Origin of the sequence: Roseofilum sp. Guam, from assembly GCF_017746735.1 — a bacterium.
GTDB classification, from domain to species: domain Bacteria; phylum Cyanobacteriota; class Cyanobacteriia; order Cyanobacteriales; family Desertifilaceae; genus Roseofilum; species Roseofilum reptotaenium.
This window is the reverse complement of sequence record NZ_JAGHZN010000010.1, coordinates 23,285-44,030: the sequence shown is the minus strand read 5'-3', so window position 1 is coordinate 44,030 and position 20,746 is coordinate 23,285. Positions and strand designations below refer to the sequence as shown.

The following is a 20,746-nucleotide window of genomic DNA, read 5'->3' as shown; positions in this document are numbered from 1 at the left end:
GGTTAATTGGGTCGAGTTTCGGATGTTATCCGACCTCAAAAGGGTTCTGATTGATTAAACTGAGATAGATACAATGCATACCGCCCTCGACCAACCCTGACCCTTGAGGACTGAACATTAATAGGTATCTTTTTTGCTATAGATTCGTGAATTTCCCACTGTGACCGTGTCAATGATTCCGACAACGGTTGCATCTATAGGACGATTTTGGGTTCCTTCAATTTGGCGAGCTGCACTACCACGACTCACTAGAACCCATTCATCTAACCCAGCTCCCACACTTGGATCTGCGGCTACCTCATATTCAGGAAGAAGGCGGCCCTGCTCATCTATCAACTGCAACAGCAAAAATTTAGACCCTCTAAGACTCGGATCTTTTTGGGTGCTAACGACTGTGCCACAAACTTTAGCAACTTGCATGGATCGAATATCAGATCCTTACGAACGACTGGACCGAATAGCATTGGTACTTTCGGCAAATTGCTGTACATCTTCGGTGTAACGAATGGGGAGTACATACTCCAAGTTTTCGTGGGGACGAGCAATGATATGGGTAGAAAGGACTTTTCCGCCATTGACGCGCTTGATATTATCTACTCCAGCAGCAACAGAAGCTTGTACTTCAGATACATCGCCTCTAACAATCACGGTTACTCGACCACTACCAATTTTCTCATATCCAACCAGGGTGACACGAGCGGCTTTCACCATTGCGTCGGCTGCTTCTACAACGGCAGGAAAACCTAGGGTTTCTACCATTCCAACTGCAATTGACATTGATTCAAAACTCCTAATGTTTTCAACAGAGATGGGTAAGTGTGAGGGTGAAGTTGAGTAATACTTGCTAACTCAACTTCGTCCTGTTTTGGCTTTCAACGGTGCTAGTAGCTTCGGAACTGCTCCACCGCTTCGGTGTAACGGATGGGAAGAACATACTCTAGGTTTTCGTGGGGTCTGGCAATAATGTGAGTTGATAAAACTTGTCCTCCATCAACCCGCTTGGCGGATTCAATCCCCGCAGCTACTGAAGCTTGAACTTCCGACACATCTCCCCGGATAATGACGGTTACCCGACCACTCCCAATTTTTTCGTATCCAACAAGGGTCACACGAGCAGCTTTTACCATCGCGTCAGCAGCTTCGACGACGGCAGGAAAGCCTAATGTTTCTACCATTCCAACGGCTATGGGCATTGTTAATCTCCTGATCTGAAAAAGCGAAAGATAGCACTAGGACACCCAATTTTCCTAGGAAAGCAAAATAGTTTTTTGCTTCTCTATTAAGGATATGGGAAGCATGACTCTCCTGGCAATAGAATTAATCATAATAACCCTTGATTTGAGTAATTAACTTTTGTGATGTCTTAACAGAAATTAATTTTTTATTAAAAAACTTAAGATACAATGATAGACCAACTTAATTCACGAGATAAGATGTGTAAATATACTTAAGGGAGTTGGCAGGGGACAAGTATTGTGCCAGTGATGAGCCACGCGATCGCAACAGCATTTTGGGGTAGGCTAAGGGATGGGATCATCTCTTAGCCGTAAGGTAAGGCAGGGATCAAGAGTCTGCAAATGTCAAGAAACTCAGATTAAAAGTTTAACCAAATTATTAAAATACAGCCAATTAGACCATTAACGTAACCTATGTCTGAATATTTCCTAGAAACAAGTTGGTACATTCCATTCTATGGTTTGATCGGAGGCATTCTCACCTTGCCTTGGTCAACTCGGATGGTGCGTCGTACTGGGCCTAGACCAGCAGCCTATTTTAATCTGCTGATGACAGTTTTAGCCTTCGTGCATGGATTAATTGTCTTTAATCTGGTTTGGGATAGAGAACCCCATTTAATTGTTTTTCACTGGTTAAAGGTGATTGATATTGATTTTTCCCTAACCTTGACCATTTCTGCCGTGAGTTTAGGGGCAATGTCCTTAATTACGGGATTAAGTCTATTGTCCCAAATCTACGCTCTGGGATATCTAGAAAAAGATTGGGCGCTGGCACGTTTCTTTGCCATAATGGGCTTTTTTGAAGCAGCGATGAGTGGAATTGCCCTAAGTGACTCTCTCTTGCTGACCTATGGTTTGCTGGAAATGTTGACCCTATCAACCTATCTCTTAGTGGGCTTTTGGTATGCTCAACCTTTGGTAGTGACGGCGGCAAGAGATGCATTTTTGACCAAACGAGTGGGTGATATTTTATTACTCATGGGCTTGGTCGCTTTGGGAACGACCGCAGGAACCTTGGATTTCGATCGCCTCTATATCTGGGCTGAAACGGCTGAATTATCCCCTTGGTTTGCCACTCTCCTAGGGTTAGCTTTGATTGCAGGGCCAACGGGAAAATGCGCCCAGTTCCCCTTGCATATGTGGTTGGATGAAGCCATGGAAGGGCCAAACCCGGCTTCGATTTTGAGGAATTCGGTAGTGGTGGCCTGTGGGGCTTATGTGTTAATTAAGCTACAACCGATTTTAGCGCTCTCTCCAGTGGCTTCAGCTACATTAGTCGTCATTGGTATTTTAACGGCGATCGGCTCGTCTTTAGTCGCTTTAGCACAAGTAGATATTAAACGCGCTCTATCCCACAGCACGAGTGCTTATTTGGGATTGGTATTTATTGCCGTGGGAACGCAGTGGACAGGCTTTGCATTGATGCTACTGTTTGCCCATGCGATCGCCAAAGCCTTATTGTTTATGAGTATTGGTTCGATTATCCTCACCACCAATAGCCAAGACTTAACCGAGCTAGGGGGACTACAGTCGAAAATGCCTGTGACCACCACTTCATTTCTGGTTGGTAGTGCAGGTTTAATCGGAATTTTACCCCTCGGTGGTTTTTGGGCTTTGCGCTTGGGTGCGGATAACTTTTGGTACTACGAACCTTGGTTATTGGTCGTCCTGCTCTTAGTCAATGCTTTGAGCGCCCTGAATTTAACACGCGTTTATCGTCTCGTCTTTGCTGGAGAAACCCAACCCAAAAGCCGACGGGCACCTGAAGTGGCTTGGCCCATGGCCGTACCAATGCTGAGTTTAATCATCATCACCTTAGTCTGTCCCTGGCTCTTACATCAATTATCCCTGATTCCCAATTGGGGCTATGTTCACAAAATTACGGTTATGCTGGTGATTATGTCAGGTTTAGCCGGATGTCTCGTTGGTGCCATCATTCCCCTACCCAGAACATTAGCCCGATCAATTATCAAACCGCTTAAATTTATCCAGGATCTACTAGCGTATGATTTTTATATCGATCGCCTCTATCGCATGACCGTTGTCTTTGCTGTAGAACAATCTGCTCGACTCACTTCTTGGTTCGACCGCTATATCATCGATGGTTTAGTCAACCTAGTGGGTGTGGTTACCCTGTTTAGTGGAGAAGGTCTAAAGTATAGTTCAGTTGGGATTGGCCAACTTTATGTTCTGACCATTATATTTAGCGTTGGCTTTCTGGTCACACTGATCGGTTGGTTCGTCTATGTGCATCCTTAACAACGCACAGCGTTGGGGAATAGGGTTTTGGTACATGGAGAGAGAGGATTCAAGCATGTGTTTCATAACGCAAGCAAAGTGCTGTATTCCAGACGCAGGGATAATATCAAGTCCGAGTAATCAGTTTAATATCAAATCTATTTATTTACGCTACAGAGATCTGTAGGGGCGGGTTATACCCAAATCTTGTAGACTAACAACTATTGCAAGTAAACCCGCCCTCCTCCACCATGTCTCTACTTGTAGCAACCATTTAAGGATTTGATATAACTATGAGTGCGTTTCCACTCCTACATTGTTGCGGTAGAAAATTGCCTATTCCCTATTGCATAGCGCAAAGTGGTGTAACTGGAAGAGTTACCCGTACTTCTGTACCTTGTCCACTCTGAGAAAACAGGCGAATCTCTCCATTATGCTGTTGAATAATTTGGTAACTAATGGATAATCCTAAACCGGTTCCCGAACCCACAGGTTTGGTTGTGAAAAAGGGATCAAAGACTTGAGCTTGAATGTCTTGAGGAATCCCCACACCATTATCTATAATTGTTACTTGTACTTGAGCCTCATTTACACAAACAGTGGAAAGCGTTAAATGAGGATGCTTAATCTCCGGATGCTCTTGGAAAACATCTATAGCATTGACGATTAGATTCATCCAGACTTGATTGAGTTGGGCAGGGTAGCACTCAACTAAGGGTAAAGTATGGTAGTTTTTAGTTACAGTGATCTCCGATCTAAAACGATGATCTAACATCACCAAGGTACTTTCTAAGCCTTCATGAAGATCGACGGTTTTTAAGTCTGATTCATCTAAGCGCGAGAAATTCCTTAGGGAAATGACTAGATTTTTAATCCGTTCCGATCCTTGTTTCATAGAGTTAAGCATTTTGGGTAAATCTTGCTCTAGGAATGACAGATCAATATCATGAATATAATTAACAATCTCTGAATCAGGCTGCGGATAATATTTTTGATAAAGATATAAGAGTTCTAATAAATCCTGAATATAAATTTCGGTGTGGCGTAGGTTGCCATAAATAAAATTCACAGGATTATTGATTTCATGGGCGAGTCCAGCAACCATCTGACCCAAACTAGACATTTTTTCGGTTTGAATCAGTTGAGCTTGGGTGTTTCGCAGTTTGTCTAAGGTCTGGTTCAGTTGTTGATTTTTAGATCTCAGGCGAGTTTCTGACTTTTGTAATTTTTCAGCGATTTGTTGCCGTTGAATAATTTCGCTGTTGAGGATTTGGTTATTTTCTTCTAATTGATCATAGGTATGAATATAATCAAGGATCAGTCCGGTTAAAGGAACGAGATAGGCAATGATTTTGAGAAAGTGGGCGATATTAAAGTGATTATCAAATAGAGCAGTAGAACCAAAGGCCATGTGGAGTTGGGTTGCTACATTAGGGATGGTGCTAATAATGAGGGCATGGGAAAACAGACTAGGATATTTTTGGTAGAACTGCGGATAAATCCAGAAACCACCGAGCAAAAATAGGATGAGGGGAATCAGATCCCAGGGCCGGGTGAAGAGAGTGCCAGGATACATGGTTTCTGGAAGGGTATTGCTGGTGGCGCAGAGGTAGATAATTTGGTAAGCAATGAGACCAAAGATGAAGCTGATAGCAATAACGACATGAAATTTACGTTGCCAGCGTTGAGCGTTGGGGAGAAGTAAGAGGCTAACTCCAGCTAACGCAATAAGCACATTAAATAGACGGCAAATGGCCCAAGTGAAGGGGATAAGGTTGTGGTTATCAGCAACGGCTGGTATCAGGCGATCGGCTGCTAGGGTATGGAATGCATCCATAACCCCAGCAAAGAAGAGGGTGATTCCAAGAATAGGGGTGGTTACGTCTTGGTGAATTTTGAAGTGGGCAAAGGCCAGAACTACGGTAAATAGGGCTGCACAAAAAGCACTCCATTCCAAGATAGTATGGGTAAAACTTCCGGATAGGGTATGGTGTAGAGTATCGATCAGTTGGTTAGAAGTTAGGCTAGTTGCTGCTTCTAGATCAAGTTCTGGGGGATAAGTACCAAAATCTACTCCCATCAGGTTGAGAGTGATAGGAAGTAGGCAAATGCACAGTATAGCGATCGCCAGTTGACGAGGTAAATGTAACGGTTGCTTTGAGGTTTGTCTTGGAAGAATAAGGGTCTGAGATCCCCAAACAAGCCGGAAAAATCGGCAAAGGGAATTAATGAGGAAATCGGTTTTAATCAAGGTTTCATCCTATCCTTGGACAATAATCAGGAACGTTGAAGCTATCTGGTATCGATGATGCATCCTGTAACTTCTGAGTTATGCAACCATCAGCATGTCAGATTAAAATACAGAAAACCCTACTACATGTATAATCTAGATTACCAACAAGATTAAGGGCAAGGCAGTAGCTAGATTTACGAAATCCTCGTCTAAAGTTGAAAAACGACGGAACATTGGAGCGATCGCTTCCATAGATTGCCCTTATTTGAATAAATCGATCAAAATTTGGGCAGGTTTAGCAAATCGATTCAATTCGTTGTAAGCTTCTATAAGCCGTGCCCCTTCAACTTCGATTTCCGGTGTTGGGTATTTTTGTAGGGTTTCTAATAAAGTAATTTCGCCATCTTCACTAGCGGATAAAATTAAAGCAGCTCGGAGTGCTTGAGTATTTGCACCTTGGGAAGGTGTCTGGACAATTTCCGCTACCCGATCCAGAATTTTACGCCCGATGGTGCTATTTAAAGCTCTATCGAGAAATAAAACATCAACACTGATAGGTGCAGTTAACACAGTACGAAAATCTTCAGGATTTTGCCCGAGGGTTTGTAAGTTGCGTTGCAGAGCAGGAGTCATTTCTCCAGTTTCAGCAAACGTGGTTAATTCTGCGACAGAGAGCGATCGCCGAAAGACAGAATACTTAAAGACAACGCGCTCTGCACCCCAACCCGGAAGGGAGATCAAGGGAGAGGTAAGAGCGATCGCAAAAATGGCTATCCAGGATTTCATCAGTACAATGGAATTAAAATCTAATCATTCAGGACAATTTCAGCCTGACTTTAGTTTCCATACTAATCCAATTCCCTAAGTTACCAATTACCATCGCATGAGAGAGCTTTACCCCCCCATTGAACCCTACAACCAAGACTATCTATCTGTCAGTGTCTTACATACCCTCTATTATGAACAATCGGGCAATCCAGAAGGCACTCCTGTAGTGGTCTTACATGGGGGCCCAGGAGGAGGATCTTTACCCGATTATCGCCGCTATTTTAATCCCCAGAAATGGCGTATTATTCTCTTCGATCAACGGGGATGCGGTAAAAGTACCCCCCATGCAGAATTACAAGATAATACCACCTGGGATTTAGTTGCCGATATTGAACGCTTACGCACTCATCTAGGTCTCGAACAATGGGTTGTATTTGGCGGGAGTTGGGGGAGTACCCTATCTTTAGCCTATGCTCAGAGCCATCCAGAGCGCTGTCAAGGGTTAATTCTGCGAGGCATCTTTTTATTGCGCTCCCAAGAATTAAACTGGATGTATCAGGAAGGAGCCAGTTATATTTTCCCGGATACTTGGGAAGAGTATGTTAAACCCATTCCACTCGAAGAACGGGATAACTTTTTATCTGCCTATTATCGACGACTGACTAGCGATGACCCACAGGTGAGACAGGAAGCGGCCCGAGCGTGGTCAGTGTGGGAAGCGAGTACCAGCAAGCTCTTTCCGGATCTGAATTTAATGGAAAAGTTTGCTGATGATAGGTTTGCGGATGCTTTTGCTCGGATTGAATGCCATTATTTTATCAATCTCGGCTTTTTTGATAGCGAAGATTGGTTCTTTCAAAATCTCGATCGCATTCGCCAGATCCCCACTGCTATTGTCCAAGGACGCTACGATCTCGTTTGTCCGATGAAAACGGCTTGGGAAGTCCATCGAGCTTGGCCAGAAGCTGATTTTCAGGTGATTGCTGATGCGGGTCATTCCATGGCAGAACCGGGTATCCGTAGTGCATTGATTGAAATGAGCGATCGCTTCCCAGTTTAGATCATTCACCTCATTTTTTCAGAAACAAAATTGCACCCGCAAGCACGAGTCCCACCCCCAAATAACGGGATAAGGTCATCGGACGGGGGTCAAGTCCGATGCCGTAGCTATCCAATAGGGAACCGAGAAAAAATTGAATGGCTAAACTCAAGGAAAAAGTCGCCAAAAGACCGACCCGCGATACACAATAGGAAATACCACCCACAATCACTAAACCGCAGATTCCTGGCACAATAGCATATCCGGGTAAGAGGCTATAGTTACTCCAGCTATAGTCTGCCAATACGGTCCGCAATAGGGCGATCGCTAAAATGAGTAGCCCCCCTCCCGCATAGGTCATCACAATATTATCAAATACACCGATTTTCTGTTCTAAAATGCCCATAACTTGGGCTTGAAGTGTTACCGCAACTCCGACAGCAACGACGACCAATAAAGTGACGAATTGGGTCATAATGATCTTAAAATAGGGACAGGATTAATTAGAAATTTCCGTAATTTCAATTACGCGATCGTGGAGGTCTTTCACCAAAAAATTCAAGGGTTTATTGCGGCGAATTTTATTCTTTACTCCTCGCAATTGTACCCGCATTAACACCTGTTCTAAACAATCGTGATCGAAACAAACATGGCGTTGGCGATCGTTATGGCCTAAACTTGCCCCAGAAATCACATGCAGTTGGGCATTTTTTTTCAATTGGTACCACAGTCCTTCCGGGATATCTTTTTGCACTGTTTGCGTTATTCCTGGGGAGAGATAGAGCGGATCTAAACCTGTAGTTCCCAAGGTTTGCTCGTAATTGTAATAATAATGAAGCGGTACATCGGCTTCTGGTAATTGCAGTAAATCCTCGTACAATACTCTAGCAATCTCTAAGTCCGATACCATAATCGTATAAACTTTAGGGGCACTGGTGAGGAACATCCACATCGCTCCAGCATACGCCATGAGCAACATTACCATAATTCCCTGAGTAGAAAAAAGGGAATCAATCGGTAAGAAAGAAAACAGAGACCCGAGTAAAGGGAAGGTGAAACCTGCGATCGATTGTGTTTCTAAGACCATGGACTCAAAATAAGGGCAATGTTATTTAAGAATAATGGCATACATGGGAAAATGTCCCATTGTGCCCATCATTCTAGCAACTTTGCGCTCAATCGGAAGAGGAGTTAACGGTGATGTGGTTAGCATTGGTTATGGGAAACTCGCGATTTCATTGGGGATTAGGCGATCGCCACTCATTGCTCTCTTGCTGGAATACAGCCAGCTTATCCGTAAATGAAATAGAGAAAATCATCCCTGAACTAGAACAGGGAAGAATTTCAAAACAGATCTTGGACGGATGTCCTCTCAAGGATAAATTTCATTCAAGACTATTTAGTACTCTTCCATTGTGGATTGCATCCGTAATCCCCGAAGTTACTCCCCTCTGGACATCCTATTCGCAAACCCATGTGATTGAGTTAGCCGATTTACCTCTGAAGGGAATGTATCCCACATTTGGCATCGATCGCGGGTTAGCGGTTGTTGGTGCGGGGGCAAAATGGAGATCGCCAGTATTAGTCATTGATGGAGGAACGGCATTAACCTTAACGGGAGCAGATGGCGATCGCCATTTAGTCGGTGGAGCAATTTTACCTGGATTAGGTTTGCAAACGAGTCTATTAGCCGAACATACCCGCACCTTACCCCAAATTAGCCTATCTGAGCAACTGCCCAAACGCTGGAGTTTGGATACGCAAGAGGCGATCGCCAGTGGTATTCTGTATACTGTCTTAGCTGGTTTGCACGATTTTATTCAAAATTGGCACAACCACTATCCCCAAAGTCCGATTGTTCTCACAGGTGGGGATGGAGAATTACTCACCAAAGTCCTGATCCAAGAGTTTCCTCAATTGTACTCTCATCTCCATTTTGACCCCGATTTAATCTTTTTAGGGATACGGTGTAGCATGAGCCACAAAATCTGATATAGCTGTTATCGAATTAGTGAGGTACAGATTGAAGTCTTGGAACCTAAGCCATATAAGCTATTCCCTATTCCCTATTCCCTAGCGCGAAGCACTATATGCTTTTATTCAAGATTGGGTTGTGGAAGAATTGGATCGAGGGTAACTTCTAACTGGGCATTACTGACTACTCGGCGATCGCCTGAGATCGCCGCCTCAAAACTCCAAGTTTGCTCGTTGACCAAACATTGGACTAAATTTTGATAGGCAATGCTGGCATCTTGAGAATTTAAAACCCGCGTATAAGTAGGTAAAATCTTTCCGTTCTCATCAATAGTAACGAACAAAGTAATAGTTTGACCAAAGTATTCTCGCGTATCAGACTCTACAGGACAAGTGGGATTATCGGAGTCTAAAATTAGGGGTATTCCTAAGGGTTTAGCTTTAGCCCATTCATCTGGAATATCAATTTGTTGCTCTGGGGGAGGGGGTTGGATACCTAAAAGTTTAGGAGAAAATTCCTCCGGTTTAATATCGCCAATATTGGGTAATTCTTCTTCTGCAACAGCCGGATTTTCAGGCAAGGGGTTAACGGGAGAGGCAGACACTTGAGGAGGAGGAGAGGGAAGTGGAGATCTTACAGGAACAGACTCGAGATCCGGTGAAGGAGTCACCAAAGGACGAGGAACGACACTCTGCGTAGGAACCGGAGTGCTTTCTGGACTTGGTGTCGGTTCTGGTGTTACAGACGGTTGAGGTGAAGGTTCTGGACTTGGAGTTGGAGAGGGTTGAGGTGAAGGTTTGGGTGTTGGAGTTGGAGAAGTTTCTGGGGTGGGTTCTGGACTTGGCGTTGATTCAGGTGAGGCTTCAGGCGTTGGAATTGGAGATGATTCAGGTGAAGGTTCGGGGGTTAGAGTCGGTTCAGGTGAGGCTTCAGGTGTTGGAGTGGGAGTCGGTTCAGGTGAGGCTTCAGGTGTTGGAGAAAGTTGGGGAACCGGAAAAGGGGAAAACGTAGGAGAAGGAAAGGGTTCAGGAAAAGCGTCTAAGGAAGGGACTCTCTCTTCCGGTTCAGGCTGTACTTCTGGGACAATTGGAGGTGGACTAGGAGAAGAGGATGGGGGTTCAAGTTCTGTCTCATTGACTGGAGAAGGTGCGGCTTCAGGAGCTGGAGTTTCCTCAACAATAGCCTCAAGCATCTCAATAGGAATAAAGGATACAGAATCCTGCTCCGTCATCCTCAGACGCAATAGGGGCTGTACTATCCATAACACTAATCCATGCAGCAGGATTGACCCCAAAACTAAAAGCAACCAAAATTGAGGAGAATGGGGTGATTCGCTCCGTGACCCCTTCGGGGAACGCCTCTGATGATAAGATCGATCGCGAATAAAAGACATAACCACCACCTTCAATTAAGAATTAAAAATTAAAAATTAAAAATTGATCGACGATCGCCTTTACAATTACCCGTTCCATGGCTAACTAACGATAGCTCACGCGCAAGTATCCTAACACTTCGCGACCGACTGGTACGCGATCGGTTACTTGCCTCTAGCAACACATCTGATATGATGATATTATATACAGGTAAAATTACAGAATCGCCAAATAAAGATAAAACTGCCCATAAAATTCGGGAATAGGTAATTGAGGGTGTGTAGCAGTTTATTAGGGAAGAAAAAATATTTGATGATATTACTTTAGTGATTTTGAATAAATGATGAAAAATCTAGATTTATCGATATCTTTTTCAAAAGAAAATAATGATTTTCTGACTCCTAGTTTAGAGGATTTTTTGAAGGCTATTGAGTCAGGTGATTTATCGCGAGTTGAATATTACATTTCTGTTGGAGTAGATGTCAATTCCCCTCCTCATCTAGACATTATGCCTCCATTAGGATATGCAATTGCTTATGGATATACAGATATAGTCAAAACTTTACTAAAGGCAGGTGCTGAAGTCCATGACTTCTTCATCGCTCAACTTCCTCACTTGCCTTCAATTGTTGAAGTAGCCAATCAAGAGGTTTATGATATTCTGACTCTACTGATTGAAGCAGGTATTGATATTAATTTCCCTCTTGAAGAAGAAGATACTTTACTTCATAAAGCAATTGAAGATAGGGATCTTCCCTTCGTTGATTTTCTGATAAAAGCGGGTGCTGATGTTAATGTTCGCAATCAGTATGGTTGGACTCCTCTCATGAGTACAGCTTTTTTTGTCGATACTAGCTCTCATGGAATTTATACTCAATTAGAGATAGTGAAGTTTTTACTAGAACACGGAGCTGATATAGAATTGAAAGATAACAGAGGGAAAAATGTTTTAGAACTGGCTGAAGAAGATGAAATACATAAAGAAGTAATTGAGTTACTGGAAAAGAATATATAATTATTATACAGCTTATGAAAGACAGACGGCGATCGCTAGTCATCTGAGAAAATCATGCGATCGCACCAGGAAAATATGGAATGCACAAGCATTTAAACGATTTGTTATCCTAAATATCCTTCTATTTTCAAAGTGGCACTTATCTATTGATGGAGGTGGTCATGTCATATTTATCAAATCTAATCAGTAAAGGGGATATGGAAAAATTAAGAACATTAATCTTGGAGCAGAAGTATTTAATTAAAGAATCACAAGGAATGCGTGCTGTGAGTCAAGCGATTCGTGAAGATAAAATTGAGATTGTTCAGTTATTGATTGAGTGTGGTGCAGAAGTCAATGACTTAGACAATATTCATTACTCTCATGAAATTCCAATATCTCACGCTGCATATCAAGGAAACTACGAAATGGTCAAGTTGCTGATTGATTCAGGAGCTGAAGTAAATACCTCTGATGAAGATCCAGAGTATTGGAATCCCTTAATGTGTGGAGTGAGTAGTGGCAAATTAGATGTAGTCCAACTTCTAGTTGAAGCAGGTGCAGATGTTAATCAGCTTAGAGATGGTGGAAATTGTGCGCTCAATATAGCAGCTAGTTTAGGATTTCAAGATATTTTTGAATATTTAAATTATTTGTCAAATTTACCTATACAATATAGTGATAACATCAATTGATAAATTTAATGTTAGGATAATGTTAGGATATAGAGTGTTCAACAAGTAAAAGGCTAGGGATTAAAAAGGTTATTACTCGTATGAATAGTCAAAATGAAGACGCACACGATAATATGTCTCCTCTGTTTAAATCTATTGAAGTTGGTGACATTTCATTGCTCAAACAAATCATAGAATCAGGAGATGACATTGACGAAATGGATGATGAAAATTACCCTGGATATACAGCTCTTGACTTGGCAGCAGAGAAAGGAAATACTGAAGCGATCGTGATACTTATACAAGCTGGAATGCATGTTGACTACAGTGGCGAATCATCTCCTTTACATTTCGCAATTAGAGGAAAGAGTATAGATGCAGTCCGAGTCTTAATCTCTCATGGAGCAGATTTAGAAATAGAGGAAGATGATGGTGTAACACCACTTATGAACGCAATCATGGGACATGAGACAGAGATAGTTAAATTATTGGTTGAAGCTGGAGCAGACTTAAATGCTTGGAGTCGTTTCAGCACAGTGTCTGAAGTGGCGATAAAATATGGATACAAGAATTTATCCGATCTTCAAACCTAGACGATTCTTTGCGCTTGGAGAAAGAGACGTATTACAATGCCTATTTAGCTTAAGATCATCCTCGATCGCATCGATATTCAGGTAGACTTACGGTAACAGTGGTTCCTCGATCGCCTTGGGACTCTATTTTAATAGAGCCATTATGGTTATCCACGATCGCCTTTACAATCGCCAATCCTAACCCCGATCGTGTCGCTACTTGACCTTCAGGATCTCGCACATCTCGGCTCCGAGACGGATCAACCCGGTAAAATCGATCGAAGAGATAGGGTAAATCCGCTTTAGCAATGCCTATCCCCGTATCTTTGACTTGCAATTGCACTCCAGAACCTTGAGTTAAATAGACGGTAATGGTTCCTCCCGTAGGTGTATATTGCAGAGCATTACTAATTAAATTGGTGCATAAACGGGTTAACTGAGTCCAATCTCCAGTGACAGTGAAGGGGTCTAGATCCGGAGGAAAATCGGGAGAGTCGAGATTAAAGTCTAAGGTTAAATTACGCGATCGCGCAATCAACTGCTGTTCTTCAATCACTTCCATCACCAAGGCATCTAAGGGAATAGATTGCCATTGCTGTTCAACCATACCACTATCTTGCCGAGCCAAAAATAACAGATCGTTAACTAAGCGTCCCATACGGCGCGTGAGTCGTTCTATCACTTGTAAAGGTTGATGTTGTTGAGGATCTAAACTGGGATCGGCAAGAGCCACTTGAACGTTCGTTTGAATCGTAGCAATCGGATTTCTTAATTCATGGGAAGCATCGGAGGTAAATTGCTTCAGTTGGAGATAACTGACTCTAACCGGTTCCATCGCTAAACCGGATAAAAACCACCCAATCGCCGCGACGGCAATAATGGTTAAACTAATAACAGCCGCCAAATCCACCATTAACTGGCGTGTGGGTTTAGTGACTTCAAACCAAGGATGGCTCACGCGCAAGTATCCTAACACTTCACGATCCACTTGTACGCGATCGGTTACTTGTCGCAAGAGGACATCCGAGTCTGTATAATTCCAAAGATTTCCATGGGGCGATCGTGCAATTCGTACCGTTTCCCCCATACGATTAAAATGGAGAGGAAGATTGAGGGGAGTTTCCCAGGTTGACCATAATAACTCTCCTGTGGGACTAAACCATTCTAAATCAATGCGATCGTCCTCTGCCGGTTCCACTTGGTCTTGAAAACTCGCTTCTAGATTAATCTGAAAATGGGGAGATTGACGATTAGCGGTAGACAAAGCATCAAAAATGAGCGATCGCTCCACTACTTCCACAACATGATTCAGGGTATCATCAATGCGCTCAATTAACGTCGCTCGCACATATCCATAAATCCCCCCAGCAAAACACAGCAATAGCACCGCAGTCACGGCAGTGTACCATAAGGCTAAACGGCGACGAGTTGCTTGAAACATGGATCCTAAGGAATAGGAAATAGGAAAAAACCGTTTTTATAGCGCTTCGCGATAGTGTGTTTACAATAATCTGTAGGGGAATCGGTCATGGCTGCACTTTGTCAGTAGTTGATAAGTAGTATGATAGGCGATCTCCTCTTCCCTGACTCCCTAAATAGCTTGGGTAGCGCTAAGGTAAAATACGGAAGCATTGACGATAGATATTCAAATGCAAGAATATGGAGTGGGTAGAAGGAGTGAGGATGGAGAATAATCCGCTGAAGAGTCCAGAACCAGCACGGGTGATGGATCTTCCCATTCATTTATGCGACGATTATCCAGGGTGGTTACTGCATCTGCTCAAGGAACGTCAAGGAGCACATGTGGTGACTCTGAATGCAGAAATGACTATGCAAGCGCGGGAAAATCCAGCTCTAGCAGAGGTAATCCGCCAAGCAGATTTGGTCATTCCCGATGGATCGGGAGTGGTTTTATACTTGCAATGGCAGGGGTATCAAATCCAGCGCTTTCCCGGTATTGAGTTAGCCCAAACACTGCTTTATCGTATCCCTGAATTCTCTTCATCAGAGGAAGTCTCTAAAGGGGTATTTTTCTATGGAGGACAGCCAGGAGTTGCTGAAGAGGCGGCGCAAATGTGGCAGCAGCACTGTCCAGATCTTGAGATCGTGGCGCAACATGGGTATCTGTCTGAAGCTGAACAGCAAGCCCTTTTATCTACGTTAGAAGAAAAACAACCTTACTTGATTTATGTCGGCTTAGGCGTTCCCCGTCAAGAACTCTGGATCGCTCAACATCGCTCGATCTGTCCGGAGTCCATTTGGATTGGAGTGGGGGGCAGTTTTGATATTTGGGCAGGACGAAAAGATCGCGCTCCGGTTTGGTTGCGCGATCGCCATTTAGAATGGGTGTATCGTCTCTACCAAGAACCGAGTCGTTGGCGGAGAATGTTAGCCCTACCTCGGTTTGCCTGGCTATCCTTAACGCAGTCGTTCTGAATCGGTTCAGATGAAAACCCTAAAACAAACGCTACAGTCAGTCCGGCAATGGTGGCAACCGTCTCATTCCCCAGAACCCTCGGTTGCGGGAAAAAAAATCATTATTCAGTTTCAGAACATCCAAAAAACCTATAACAATGGTACTTGTCCCCTGCGCCAAATCTCCTTAGTAGTCTGTAAGGGCGATTTTCTGTTTATTACGGGAGCATCTGGAGCGGGGAAATCGACGTTTCTCAAGCTCATTTATGGGGCAGAAAAGCCCACATCTGGTCACTTGACTGTTTTAGGGGAAACGATGACGGACTTAAAAGGCGATCGCCTTTCCCAACTGCGGCGTAAAATGGGTATTGTCTTCCAAGACTACCAACTTATCCCCCAAAAAACCATTGCTGAAAACCTGACCTTTGTTCTTCGCGCCCAAGGATTTAGCCCTGCACAAATCCAGCGCCGTCTACCCCCTACCCTGAAAATGTTGGGCTTATCCCACAAAGCCAACTGTTTCCCCCATTACCTCTCTGGAGGAGAACAGCAACGGGCAAGTTTGGCACGCGCTCTGGTGGGGACACCTCCCCTGCTGTTAGCCGATGAACCCACAGGTAACCTGGATTCCCACAACGCCATGCAAGTGATGAAAATCTTACAAAAAGTCAATCGCATGGGCATCACCATTCTGGTAACCACCCATGACGAACGATTGATTCAGTTTTTAGGAAAACCAGTCTTATCTCTCCATCAAGGGCATTTAACCCCTGTTGATTAGAATTCTACATCTTCACCCGGTTCTGGAGCTAATCCACCCACCCCAATTTGAGTATTGTAGATGGTCGCTTCTGTAATCGTCAGGTCTTGCATATCTGCACGGGTAACATCCACTTCAATCAGAGAAGCACGGGTAAAATTAACATCGACTAGATTGGCTTCATGTAAACTCGCTTGATTGAGGAAGGCATCGGTTAGATTAGCGCCTTCGAGATTAGCACCTGTGAGATCTGCACCTTCTAAGTTTGCTTCGGTCAGATTTGCACCGGATAAATCAGCATTACGTAAATCTGCGCCAATCAAATGGTGTTGGCTTAAATCTGCACCAGAGAGGTCACATCCCATACATGCGCGAGTTTCAAGCAGTTGTTGGACGTGGTCAGGATTTTCAGCTTTAGCCGGACTGAGCCATAGAAGGGGAGTAAATAAGGCTAAAACGACTGCATGTGTAAGTTTCATATTGGCTTACCTCCCACACTGGTGTATAGATCGAATGTTATGATTTTCAGTATAGGGGTTACATCCCTAGAATTTCTTCCTCCAAGTGGAGGATTTGCAATTCACCCTTGTGCCGGATGTGCGATCGCCACAGTTATGCTATAATTGCTGAGATATTGAATTGCGCTAGAACATCCATTCTAAGGAAATACCGACTCGACTATCTTTACGCTCGCTGGAGTTCTGTTTTTCAATCTCTGTTCCTAAACGCCACTGCTCAGTTAGAGCATAACCCATGGCAAGGGTCGTTAAACCAATTTCTGTGCCACTTCCCGGATTGACAAAGGTTTGAGAGAGGGATAAATCTGTACCCCCTCCCCGTGAAGGAATCAGCATCAGGCGTAGCCCCAAATTAACCCCCCCTCTTGAATAGTCTGGGGTTCCCAGATGATGATACCCGAAGACGGGAGCTAAGTTAAAATATCCACCTAGGGGGAGTACATGATAATGAAGATCTAGGCCTAAGTGCGATCGCTCCCCCCCAAACGATCCCTCATACCCTACACTGAAACTTAACCCCGTTTTTCCCACCCACCAATCTTCTAACCCCACATGAAACCCCCCTAGATGATCTGATGACGGAAACTGGGAATACCCCGCTTTCAGTCGAGTGGGCAAACTCGGATCGGTTTGGATCTCTTCTAACACATTTGGCACGTCCTCTTGCCAACGTTGCAGCACGGGAGAGCCTTCTAAAACCCCTGGTGGCACCTCCACAGGCTCGGCATAGGCAGCAAGTTCCATCCCCCATAACCCAGCGACTAACCCCAGGATGATACTCATTAAACTCTTAACAGATTCTCCCATTTCCATTGTCTTACCCTCAAAAGAGAGGTAAACTCCGTGTTTCTCCGTGACTCTGTGGTTTTATCCCTTTAAAAACCATAAAAAGGGCCTGCCAATCTTGACAGAACCCTTTCACCTCATGAAAAAATCTAATTAAAGAACAGCGCCTTCCATTTCTGTCACATCAATGGGTTTCATGAAATACAGTTTGATAAACTGAACACCATTAGAAAGGTAATGGGGAAGCTTTTGCAGGGGTTTTAAGAACTTGGGACTACTAGAAGCATCAATTTCCCGCAATTTCTTATTATTTTCGATGCAAATATCCAAATATTCATAGAATTTCGGATTGTCTACATCCAACATGACTGGGAATACCCGACCTGCGGTTTCATTGGTTTTCTTGATCACATAAATGTCGTATTCGCGCGCATCTAAACCAATGGAAGCATAGAAATCTGACCGTTGAATATCATTAAGGAACATGGTCGCAAACACCGACAACAGGAAGAAACGACTCCAGAGTTTCGCCTTCCAATCATTGAGCATTTGGGGCTGAGATTTCATAATGGCATCAAAGAAATCACCATGGCGGTTTTCGTCTTGACACCAATTTTCAAAGAAGCGGAAGATGGGATAAACTCTATCTTCAGGATGTTGCTGTAAATGGCGATAGATCGTGATATAGCGCCAGTAGCCAATTTTTTCTGACAGGTAAGTGGCGTAGAAAATAAACTTAGGCTTGAAGAAAGTATAGCTCCGACTTTTGGTCAGAAAGCCTAAATCTAAGGAGAGATTGAAGTCTGACATCGCCTTATTCAAAAATCCAGCATGACGGGCTTCGTCACGGGACATTAAATTAAAGCATTCTGCCAACACTGGACTTTTACCCTTGAGACGACGGCCTAATTCTTTATAGAGTAAGAAACCAGAAAACTCAGCGGTACAAGAGCGCTCGAGAAATTCGACAAACAACCGACGGGTTTCACCATCAATATGATCCCAGGATTGGTTAAATTCCTCGTCACGGACAAAGTGATGGCGATTATAATCTGCTCTGAATTCTTCCAGAATCGCTTGCAATTCGTCTTCATTTACAGAGATGTCCATCTCAGCCATCTCATCGAAGTCTGTGGTGTAGAATCGAGGGGTCAGGATAGTTTCCTTAGCCGGGACTTTTACGCCTGGACGGATTTCTTGAAAAGCGGGTTTTTCAGCCGAGCTTACCATAGGTCTTTAAGGATTCGTTTTGAGTTATGAGCGCTTCCCTTAAGGGGGGTTGGATCTCCGGTGAGGGAGGGTTTTTAAAGTATCTAGGGTCTTAGTTTAACAAGGTCTGAGGCAGCGATCGCCATTTTTATGTTAAGAGTTGCAACAATTCTGTTACTTTCCTTAATTTATCGCTGAGTTGAATCCTCTATCTATCCCTATCAGTAGAAGGGATACAGCCATTTTGGACTAGGCTGCACCACACGATCGCAGATTTCTTAATCTTTCTTAATCTTGGATATACTCTGTACCCTGAATCAGGGCGAACTCTGCCCGCACCAACTCCCGTCCCAGATACGCCGCATGATCGAACATCGTCACTCCGCAGGGAGGATCGGTTTCAAAGAGTTTGACGCACAATTCCTTTGCCGTTCGCGCTGTGTAAACCTGACTCGCGGTTCGTTCCACTTTCCCTTTGGCAGGAATAACCTTTCCCGTGTCCGGATCGACTGCCAGACCGCGATCGTTGATAATATTAGTAAAATGCTTGGTGCCAATCAGCCCAGCTTCTCGGTCAAGGTAAATAATAAAATACCCTCCCGGATCGAGAGCAATATCTCGCTTCGAGAGTTCGTTATCAATGGCAGTAATCTCTTGGGCAATATCAGTCATACAGAAGAAAAAGGCTAATGTTAGATAGAACATTATGGGTAAGATTGATGTTCATCGATTGAACCCCTTACCCATGCTATTTATAGTGTAAGATTTCTGGGGAATCGATTCCAAGGAAAATAGAGATTTAGGGCAGAGCAACTACTAGACAAATATCCAAATATCCATAGATAAGGGGATTTTCAGGTGGCGCAAGCAAAACCAACGATTTTAGTAACCGGTGGAGCCGGCTATATTGGCTCCCATGCAGTGTTGGCTTTACAACAGGCTAACTATGAAGTGATTATTCTAGATAATCTCAGTTATGGGCATCAGGATTTAGTCGAAGATGTTCTCAAAGTACCCTTAATTGTAGGAGATATTAGCGATCGCCTCCTACTCGATCAAATCTTCCAAACTTATCCTATCGCTGCCGTCATGCACTTCGCCGCATTTATTGCCGTTGGCGAGTCCGTCCAAAAACCGGGCATGTACTACAGCAATAACGTTCATGGCACGTTAACCCTCCTAGAAGCCATGTTAACCGCCAATGTCAAGAAGTTAGTTTTCTCTTCCACTTGTGCCATTTATGGGGAACCCCAAACTCTTCCTATCCCCGAAGATCATCCCCAAAATCCCATGAGTCCCTATGCTGCGAGTAAGGCCATGGTTGAACGTATTCTCACTGATTTTGACCATGCCTATGGTTTACAATCGGTCCGTTTCCGCTATTTTAACGCCGCTGGAGCCGAACCTGGAGGCTTATTAGGTGAGGATCATCATCCAGAAACCCATTTGATTCCCTTAGCATTGCAAACAGCTTTAGGAAAACGGGACTCTTTATCTATCTTTGGCACAGATTATGACACAGAAGACGGAACCTGTATTCGAGATTACATTCATGTACTTGACTTAGCGGCTGCCCATATTCTGGGTTTAGAATACCTGCTCAATGGTGGCGAAAGTGAAGTCTTTAATCTGGGGAATGGCAATGGCTTTTCCGTCAGACAAGTCATTGAAACGGCTAGCCAAGTGACGGGAGGTGAAATTAAAGCAGTTGAGTGCGATCGCCGTCCTGGAGATCCGCCTATATTAGTGGGTAGTAGTGACAAAGCTAGAACTCTCCTTAACTGGAATCCCATCTATCCTAATGTAGAAACCATTATTCACCATGCTTGGCAATGGCATCAGTTGAGGCATGGAATGGGGAGTAGGCAATAGGCAATAGGGAGTAGTCTATCTCCATGTCTTCGCGTCTCTGTGTCCTTGCATCCCTTTTCCTATTCCCCAAAATAATAGGGGTCAA

Annotated in this window: 22 protein-coding genes; 9 read left to right on the top strand and 13 right to left on the bottom strand. The window is 43.8% G+C overall.

Going from position 1 to position 20,746, the window contains the following annotated elements:
* Positions 1-117 precede the first annotated feature (117 nt).
* The 3 genes from J7529_RS04980 to J7529_RS04970 form a co-directional block, all read right to left on the bottom strand.
* On the bottom strand, positions 118-420 hold the full coding sequence (locus J7529_RS04980) for a EutN/CcmL family microcompartment protein (protein ID WP_271940154.1): 303 nt from the start codon (positions 418-420) through the stop codon (positions 118-120).
* An 18-nt stretch (positions 421-438) separates the two neighbouring features.
* Positions 439-777 (bottom strand): carbon dioxide-concentrating mechanism protein CcmK, encoded by a 339-nt coding sequence (locus tag J7529_RS04975; protein WP_271940153.1) that lies wholly within the window; start codon positions 775-777, stop codon positions 439-441.
* 104 nt (positions 778-881) lie between these two features.
* On the bottom strand, positions 882-1,193 hold the full coding sequence (locus J7529_RS04970) for a carbon dioxide-concentrating mechanism protein CcmK (protein WP_271940152.1): 312 nt from the start codon (positions 1,191-1,193) through the stop codon (positions 882-884).
* Positions 1,194-1,649: 456 nt separating this feature from the next.
* On the opposite strand from J7529_RS04970, the gene J7529_RS04965 reads away from it, so the two are divergent.
* Positions 1,650-3,494: an NAD(P)H-quinone oxidoreductase subunit F gene (locus tag J7529_RS04965; RefSeq protein WP_318728078.1), complete on the top strand. Its 1,845-nt coding sequence runs from the start codon at positions 1,650-1,652 to the stop codon at positions 3,492-3,494.
* 322 nt (positions 3,495-3,816) lie between these two features.
* Here the strand turns inward: J7529_RS04965 and J7529_RS04960 are convergent, their stop codons facing one another.
* Together J7529_RS04960 and J7529_RS04955 are read right to left on the bottom strand one after the other, a co-directional pair.
* Positions 3,817-5,724 (bottom strand): ATP-binding protein, encoded by a 1,908-nt coding sequence (locus J7529_RS04960; RefSeq protein WP_318728077.1) that lies wholly within the window; start codon positions 5,722-5,724, stop codon positions 3,817-3,819.
* Positions 5,725-5,967: 243 nt separating this feature from the next.
* Positions 5,968-6,492 carry an alpha/beta hydrolase gene (locus tag J7529_RS04955; RefSeq protein WP_318728076.1) on the bottom strand — a complete coding sequence of 175 codons (525 nt, stop codon included), beginning with the start codon at positions 6,490-6,492 and terminating at the stop codon, positions 5,968-5,970.
* A gap of 97 nt (positions 6,493-6,589) precedes the next feature.
* On the opposite strand from J7529_RS04955, the gene pip reads away from it, so the two are divergent.
* Positions 6,590-7,534, top strand: a complete 945-nt coding sequence (gene pip / locus J7529_RS04950; protein ID WP_318728075.1) for a prolyl aminopeptidase — start codon at positions 6,590-6,592, stop codon at positions 7,532-7,534.
* 10 nt (positions 7,535-7,544) lie between these two features.
* Here pip and J7529_RS04945 read toward each other — a convergent pair whose 3' ends face one another.
* Positions 7,545-7,988 (bottom strand): DMT family transporter, encoded by a 444-nt coding sequence (locus J7529_RS04945; protein WP_318728074.1) that lies wholly within the window; start codon positions 7,986-7,988, stop codon positions 7,545-7,547.
* A gap of 24 nt (positions 7,989-8,012) precedes the next feature.
* Entirely contained in the window at positions 8,013-8,600 is a 588-nt protein-coding gene (locus J7529_RS04940) for a glyoxalase-like domain protein (protein ID WP_318728073.1), read from the bottom strand.
* A 113-nt stretch (positions 8,601-8,713) separates the two neighbouring features.
* Between J7529_RS04940 and J7529_RS04935 the strand changes: the two genes are divergently transcribed.
* Positions 8,714-9,505 (top strand): pantothenate kinase, encoded by a 792-nt coding sequence (locus tag J7529_RS04935; RefSeq protein ID WP_318728120.1) that lies wholly within the window; start codon positions 8,714-8,716, stop codon positions 9,503-9,505.
* Positions 9,506-9,609: 104 nt separating this feature from the next.
* On the opposite strand, the gene J7529_RS04930 is transcribed toward J7529_RS04935, so the two are convergent.
* Positions 9,610-10,881, bottom strand: a complete 1,272-nt coding sequence (locus J7529_RS04930) for a hypothetical protein (RefSeq protein WP_318728072.1) — start codon at positions 10,879-10,881, stop codon at positions 9,610-9,612.
* A 320-nt stretch (positions 10,882-11,201) separates the two neighbouring features.
* Between J7529_RS04930 and J7529_RS04925 the strand changes: the two genes are divergently transcribed.
* From J7529_RS04925 to J7529_RS04915, 3 genes are all read left to right on the top strand, one after another.
* Complete coding sequence (locus J7529_RS04925; RefSeq protein ID WP_318728071.1) at positions 11,202-11,876, top strand: ankyrin repeat domain-containing protein; 675 nt, start codon at positions 11,202-11,204, stop codon at positions 11,874-11,876.
* 161 nt (positions 11,877-12,037) lie between these two features.
* Positions 12,038-12,550, top strand: coding sequence for an ankyrin repeat domain-containing protein (locus J7529_RS04920; protein ID WP_318728070.1), 513 nt, complete (start codon positions 12,038-12,040; stop codon positions 12,548-12,550).
* An 80-nt stretch (positions 12,551-12,630) separates the two neighbouring features.
* Positions 12,631-13,122: an ankyrin repeat domain-containing protein gene (locus J7529_RS04915; protein WP_318728069.1), complete on the top strand. Its 492-nt coding sequence runs from the start codon at positions 12,631-12,633 to the stop codon at positions 13,120-13,122.
* Between the two features lie 55 nt (positions 13,123-13,177).
* Here the strand turns inward: J7529_RS04915 and J7529_RS04910 are convergent, their stop codons facing one another.
* Positions 13,178-14,542, bottom strand: coding sequence for a HAMP domain-containing sensor histidine kinase (locus J7529_RS04910; protein ID WP_318728068.1), 1,365 nt, complete (start codon positions 14,540-14,542; stop codon positions 13,178-13,180).
* A 242-nt stretch (positions 14,543-14,784) separates the two neighbouring features.
* On the opposite strand from J7529_RS04910, the gene J7529_RS04905 reads away from it, so the two are divergent.
* Together J7529_RS04905 and ftsE are read left to right on the top strand one after the other, a co-directional pair.
* Positions 14,785-15,537 carry a WecB/TagA/CpsF family glycosyltransferase gene (locus J7529_RS04905; protein ID WP_318728067.1) on the top strand — a complete coding sequence of 251 codons (753 nt, stop codon included), beginning with the start codon at positions 14,785-14,787 and terminating at the stop codon, positions 15,535-15,537.
* 10 nt (positions 15,538-15,547) lie between these two features.
* The gene (gene ftsE / locus J7529_RS04900; protein WP_318728066.1) at positions 15,548-16,297 is read left to right on the top strand and encodes a cell division ATP-binding protein FtsE; all 750 of its coding nucleotides are present in this window, start codon (positions 15,548-15,550) and stop codon (positions 16,295-16,297) included.
* Here the strand turns inward: ftsE and J7529_RS04895 are convergent.
* The 4 genes from J7529_RS04895 to J7529_RS04880 form a co-directional block, all read right to left on the bottom strand.
* On the bottom strand, positions 16,294-16,755 hold the full coding sequence (locus J7529_RS04895) for a pentapeptide repeat-containing protein (protein ID WP_318728065.1): 462 nt from the start codon (positions 16,753-16,755) through the stop codon (positions 16,294-16,296). The two genes, ftsE and J7529_RS04895, sit on opposite strands and share 4 nt — an antisense overlap.
* 165 nt (positions 16,756-16,920) lie before the next feature.
* On the bottom strand, positions 16,921-17,577 hold the full coding sequence (locus tag J7529_RS04890; protein ID WP_318728064.1) for a hypothetical protein: 657 nt from the start codon (positions 17,575-17,577) through the stop codon (positions 16,921-16,923).
* 156 nt (positions 17,578-17,733) lie between these two features.
* Positions 17,734-18,810: a magnesium-protoporphyrin IX monomethyl ester (oxidative) cyclase gene (gene acsF, locus J7529_RS04885; RefSeq protein ID WP_318728063.1), complete on the bottom strand. Its 1,077-nt coding sequence runs from the start codon at positions 18,808-18,810 to the stop codon at positions 17,734-17,736.
* A 267-nt stretch (positions 18,811-19,077) separates the two neighbouring features.
* Positions 19,078-19,461 carry a DUF4346 domain-containing protein gene (locus J7529_RS04880; RefSeq protein ID WP_413038703.1) on the bottom strand — a complete coding sequence of 128 codons (384 nt, stop codon included), beginning with the start codon at positions 19,459-19,461 and terminating at the stop codon, positions 19,078-19,080.
* A 186-nt stretch (positions 19,462-19,647) separates the two neighbouring features.
* Between J7529_RS04880 and galE the strand changes: the two genes are divergently transcribed.
* Positions 19,648-20,661, top strand: coding sequence for a UDP-glucose 4-epimerase GalE (gene galE / locus J7529_RS04875; protein WP_318728061.1), 1,014 nt, complete (start codon positions 19,648-19,650; stop codon positions 20,659-20,661).
* Positions 20,662-20,746 lie beyond the last annotated feature (85 nt).

Excerpts from the sequence above, each read along its gene's own strand:
- J7529_RS04980 (WP_271940154.1), bottom strand. The coding sequence starts at position 420 with ATGCAAGTTGCTAAAGTTTGTGGCACAGTCGTTAGCACCCAAAAAGAT.
- J7529_RS04975 (WP_271940153.1), bottom strand. The coding sequence starts at position 777 with ATGTCAATTGCAGTTGGAATGGTAGAAACCCTAGGTTTTCCTGCCGTT.
- J7529_RS04970 (WP_271940152.1), bottom strand. The coding sequence starts at position 1,193 with ATGCCCATAGCCGTTGGAATGGTAGAAACATTAGGCTTTCCTGCCGTC.
- J7529_RS04965 (WP_318728078.1), top strand. The coding sequence starts at position 1,650 with ATGTCTGAATATTTCCTAGAAACAAGTTGGTACATTCCATTCTATGGT.
- J7529_RS04955 (WP_318728076.1), bottom strand. The coding sequence starts at position 6,492 with ATGAAATCCTGGATAGCCATTTTTGCGATCGCTCTTACCTCTCCCTTG.
- pip (WP_318728075.1), top strand. The coding sequence starts at position 6,590 with ATGAGAGAGCTTTACCCCCCCATTGAACCCTACAACCAAGACTATCTA.
- J7529_RS04945 (WP_318728074.1), bottom strand. The coding sequence starts at position 7,988 with ATGACCCAATTCGTCACTTTATTGGTCGTCGTTGCTGTCGGAGTTGCG.
- J7529_RS04940 (WP_318728073.1), bottom strand. The coding sequence starts at position 8,600 with ATGGTCTTAGAAACACAATCGATCGCAGGTTTCACCTTCCCTTTACTC.
- J7529_RS04935 (WP_318728120.1), top strand. The coding sequence starts at position 8,714 with ATGTGGTTAGCATTGGTTATGGGAAACTCGCGATTTCATTGGGGATTA.
- J7529_RS04930 (WP_318728072.1), bottom strand. The coding sequence starts at position 10,881 with ATGTCTTTTATTCGCGATCGATCTTATCATCAGAGGCGTTCCCCGAAG.
- J7529_RS04925 (WP_318728071.1), top strand. The coding sequence starts at position 11,202 with ATGATGAAAAATCTAGATTTATCGATATCTTTTTCAAAAGAAAATAAT.
- J7529_RS04920 (WP_318728070.1), top strand. The coding sequence starts at position 12,038 with ATGTCATATTTATCAAATCTAATCAGTAAAGGGGATATGGAAAAATTA.
- J7529_RS04915 (WP_318728069.1), top strand. The coding sequence starts at position 12,631 with ATGAATAGTCAAAATGAAGACGCACACGATAATATGTCTCCTCTGTTT.
- J7529_RS04910 (WP_318728068.1), bottom strand. The coding sequence starts at position 14,542 with ATGTTTCAAGCAACTCGTCGCCGTTTAGCCTTATGGTACACTGCCGTG.
- J7529_RS04905 (WP_318728067.1), top strand. The coding sequence starts at position 14,785 with ATGGAGAATAATCCGCTGAAGAGTCCAGAACCAGCACGGGTGATGGAT.
- ftsE (WP_318728066.1), top strand. The coding sequence starts at position 15,548 with ATGAAAACCCTAAAACAAACGCTACAGTCAGTCCGGCAATGGTGGCAA.
- J7529_RS04895 (WP_318728065.1), bottom strand. The coding sequence starts at position 16,755 with ATGAAACTTACACATGCAGTCGTTTTAGCCTTATTTACTCCCCTTCTA.
- J7529_RS04890 (WP_318728064.1), bottom strand. The coding sequence starts at position 17,577 with ATGAGTATCATCCTGGGGTTAGTCGCTGGGTTATGGGGGATGGAACTT.
- acsF (WP_318728063.1), bottom strand. The coding sequence starts at position 18,810 with ATGGTAAGCTCGGCTGAAAAACCCGCTTTTCAAGAAATCCGTCCAGGC.
- J7529_RS04880 (WP_413038703.1), bottom strand. The coding sequence starts at position 19,461 with ATGACTGATATTGCCCAAGAGATTACTGCCATTGATAACGAACTCTCG.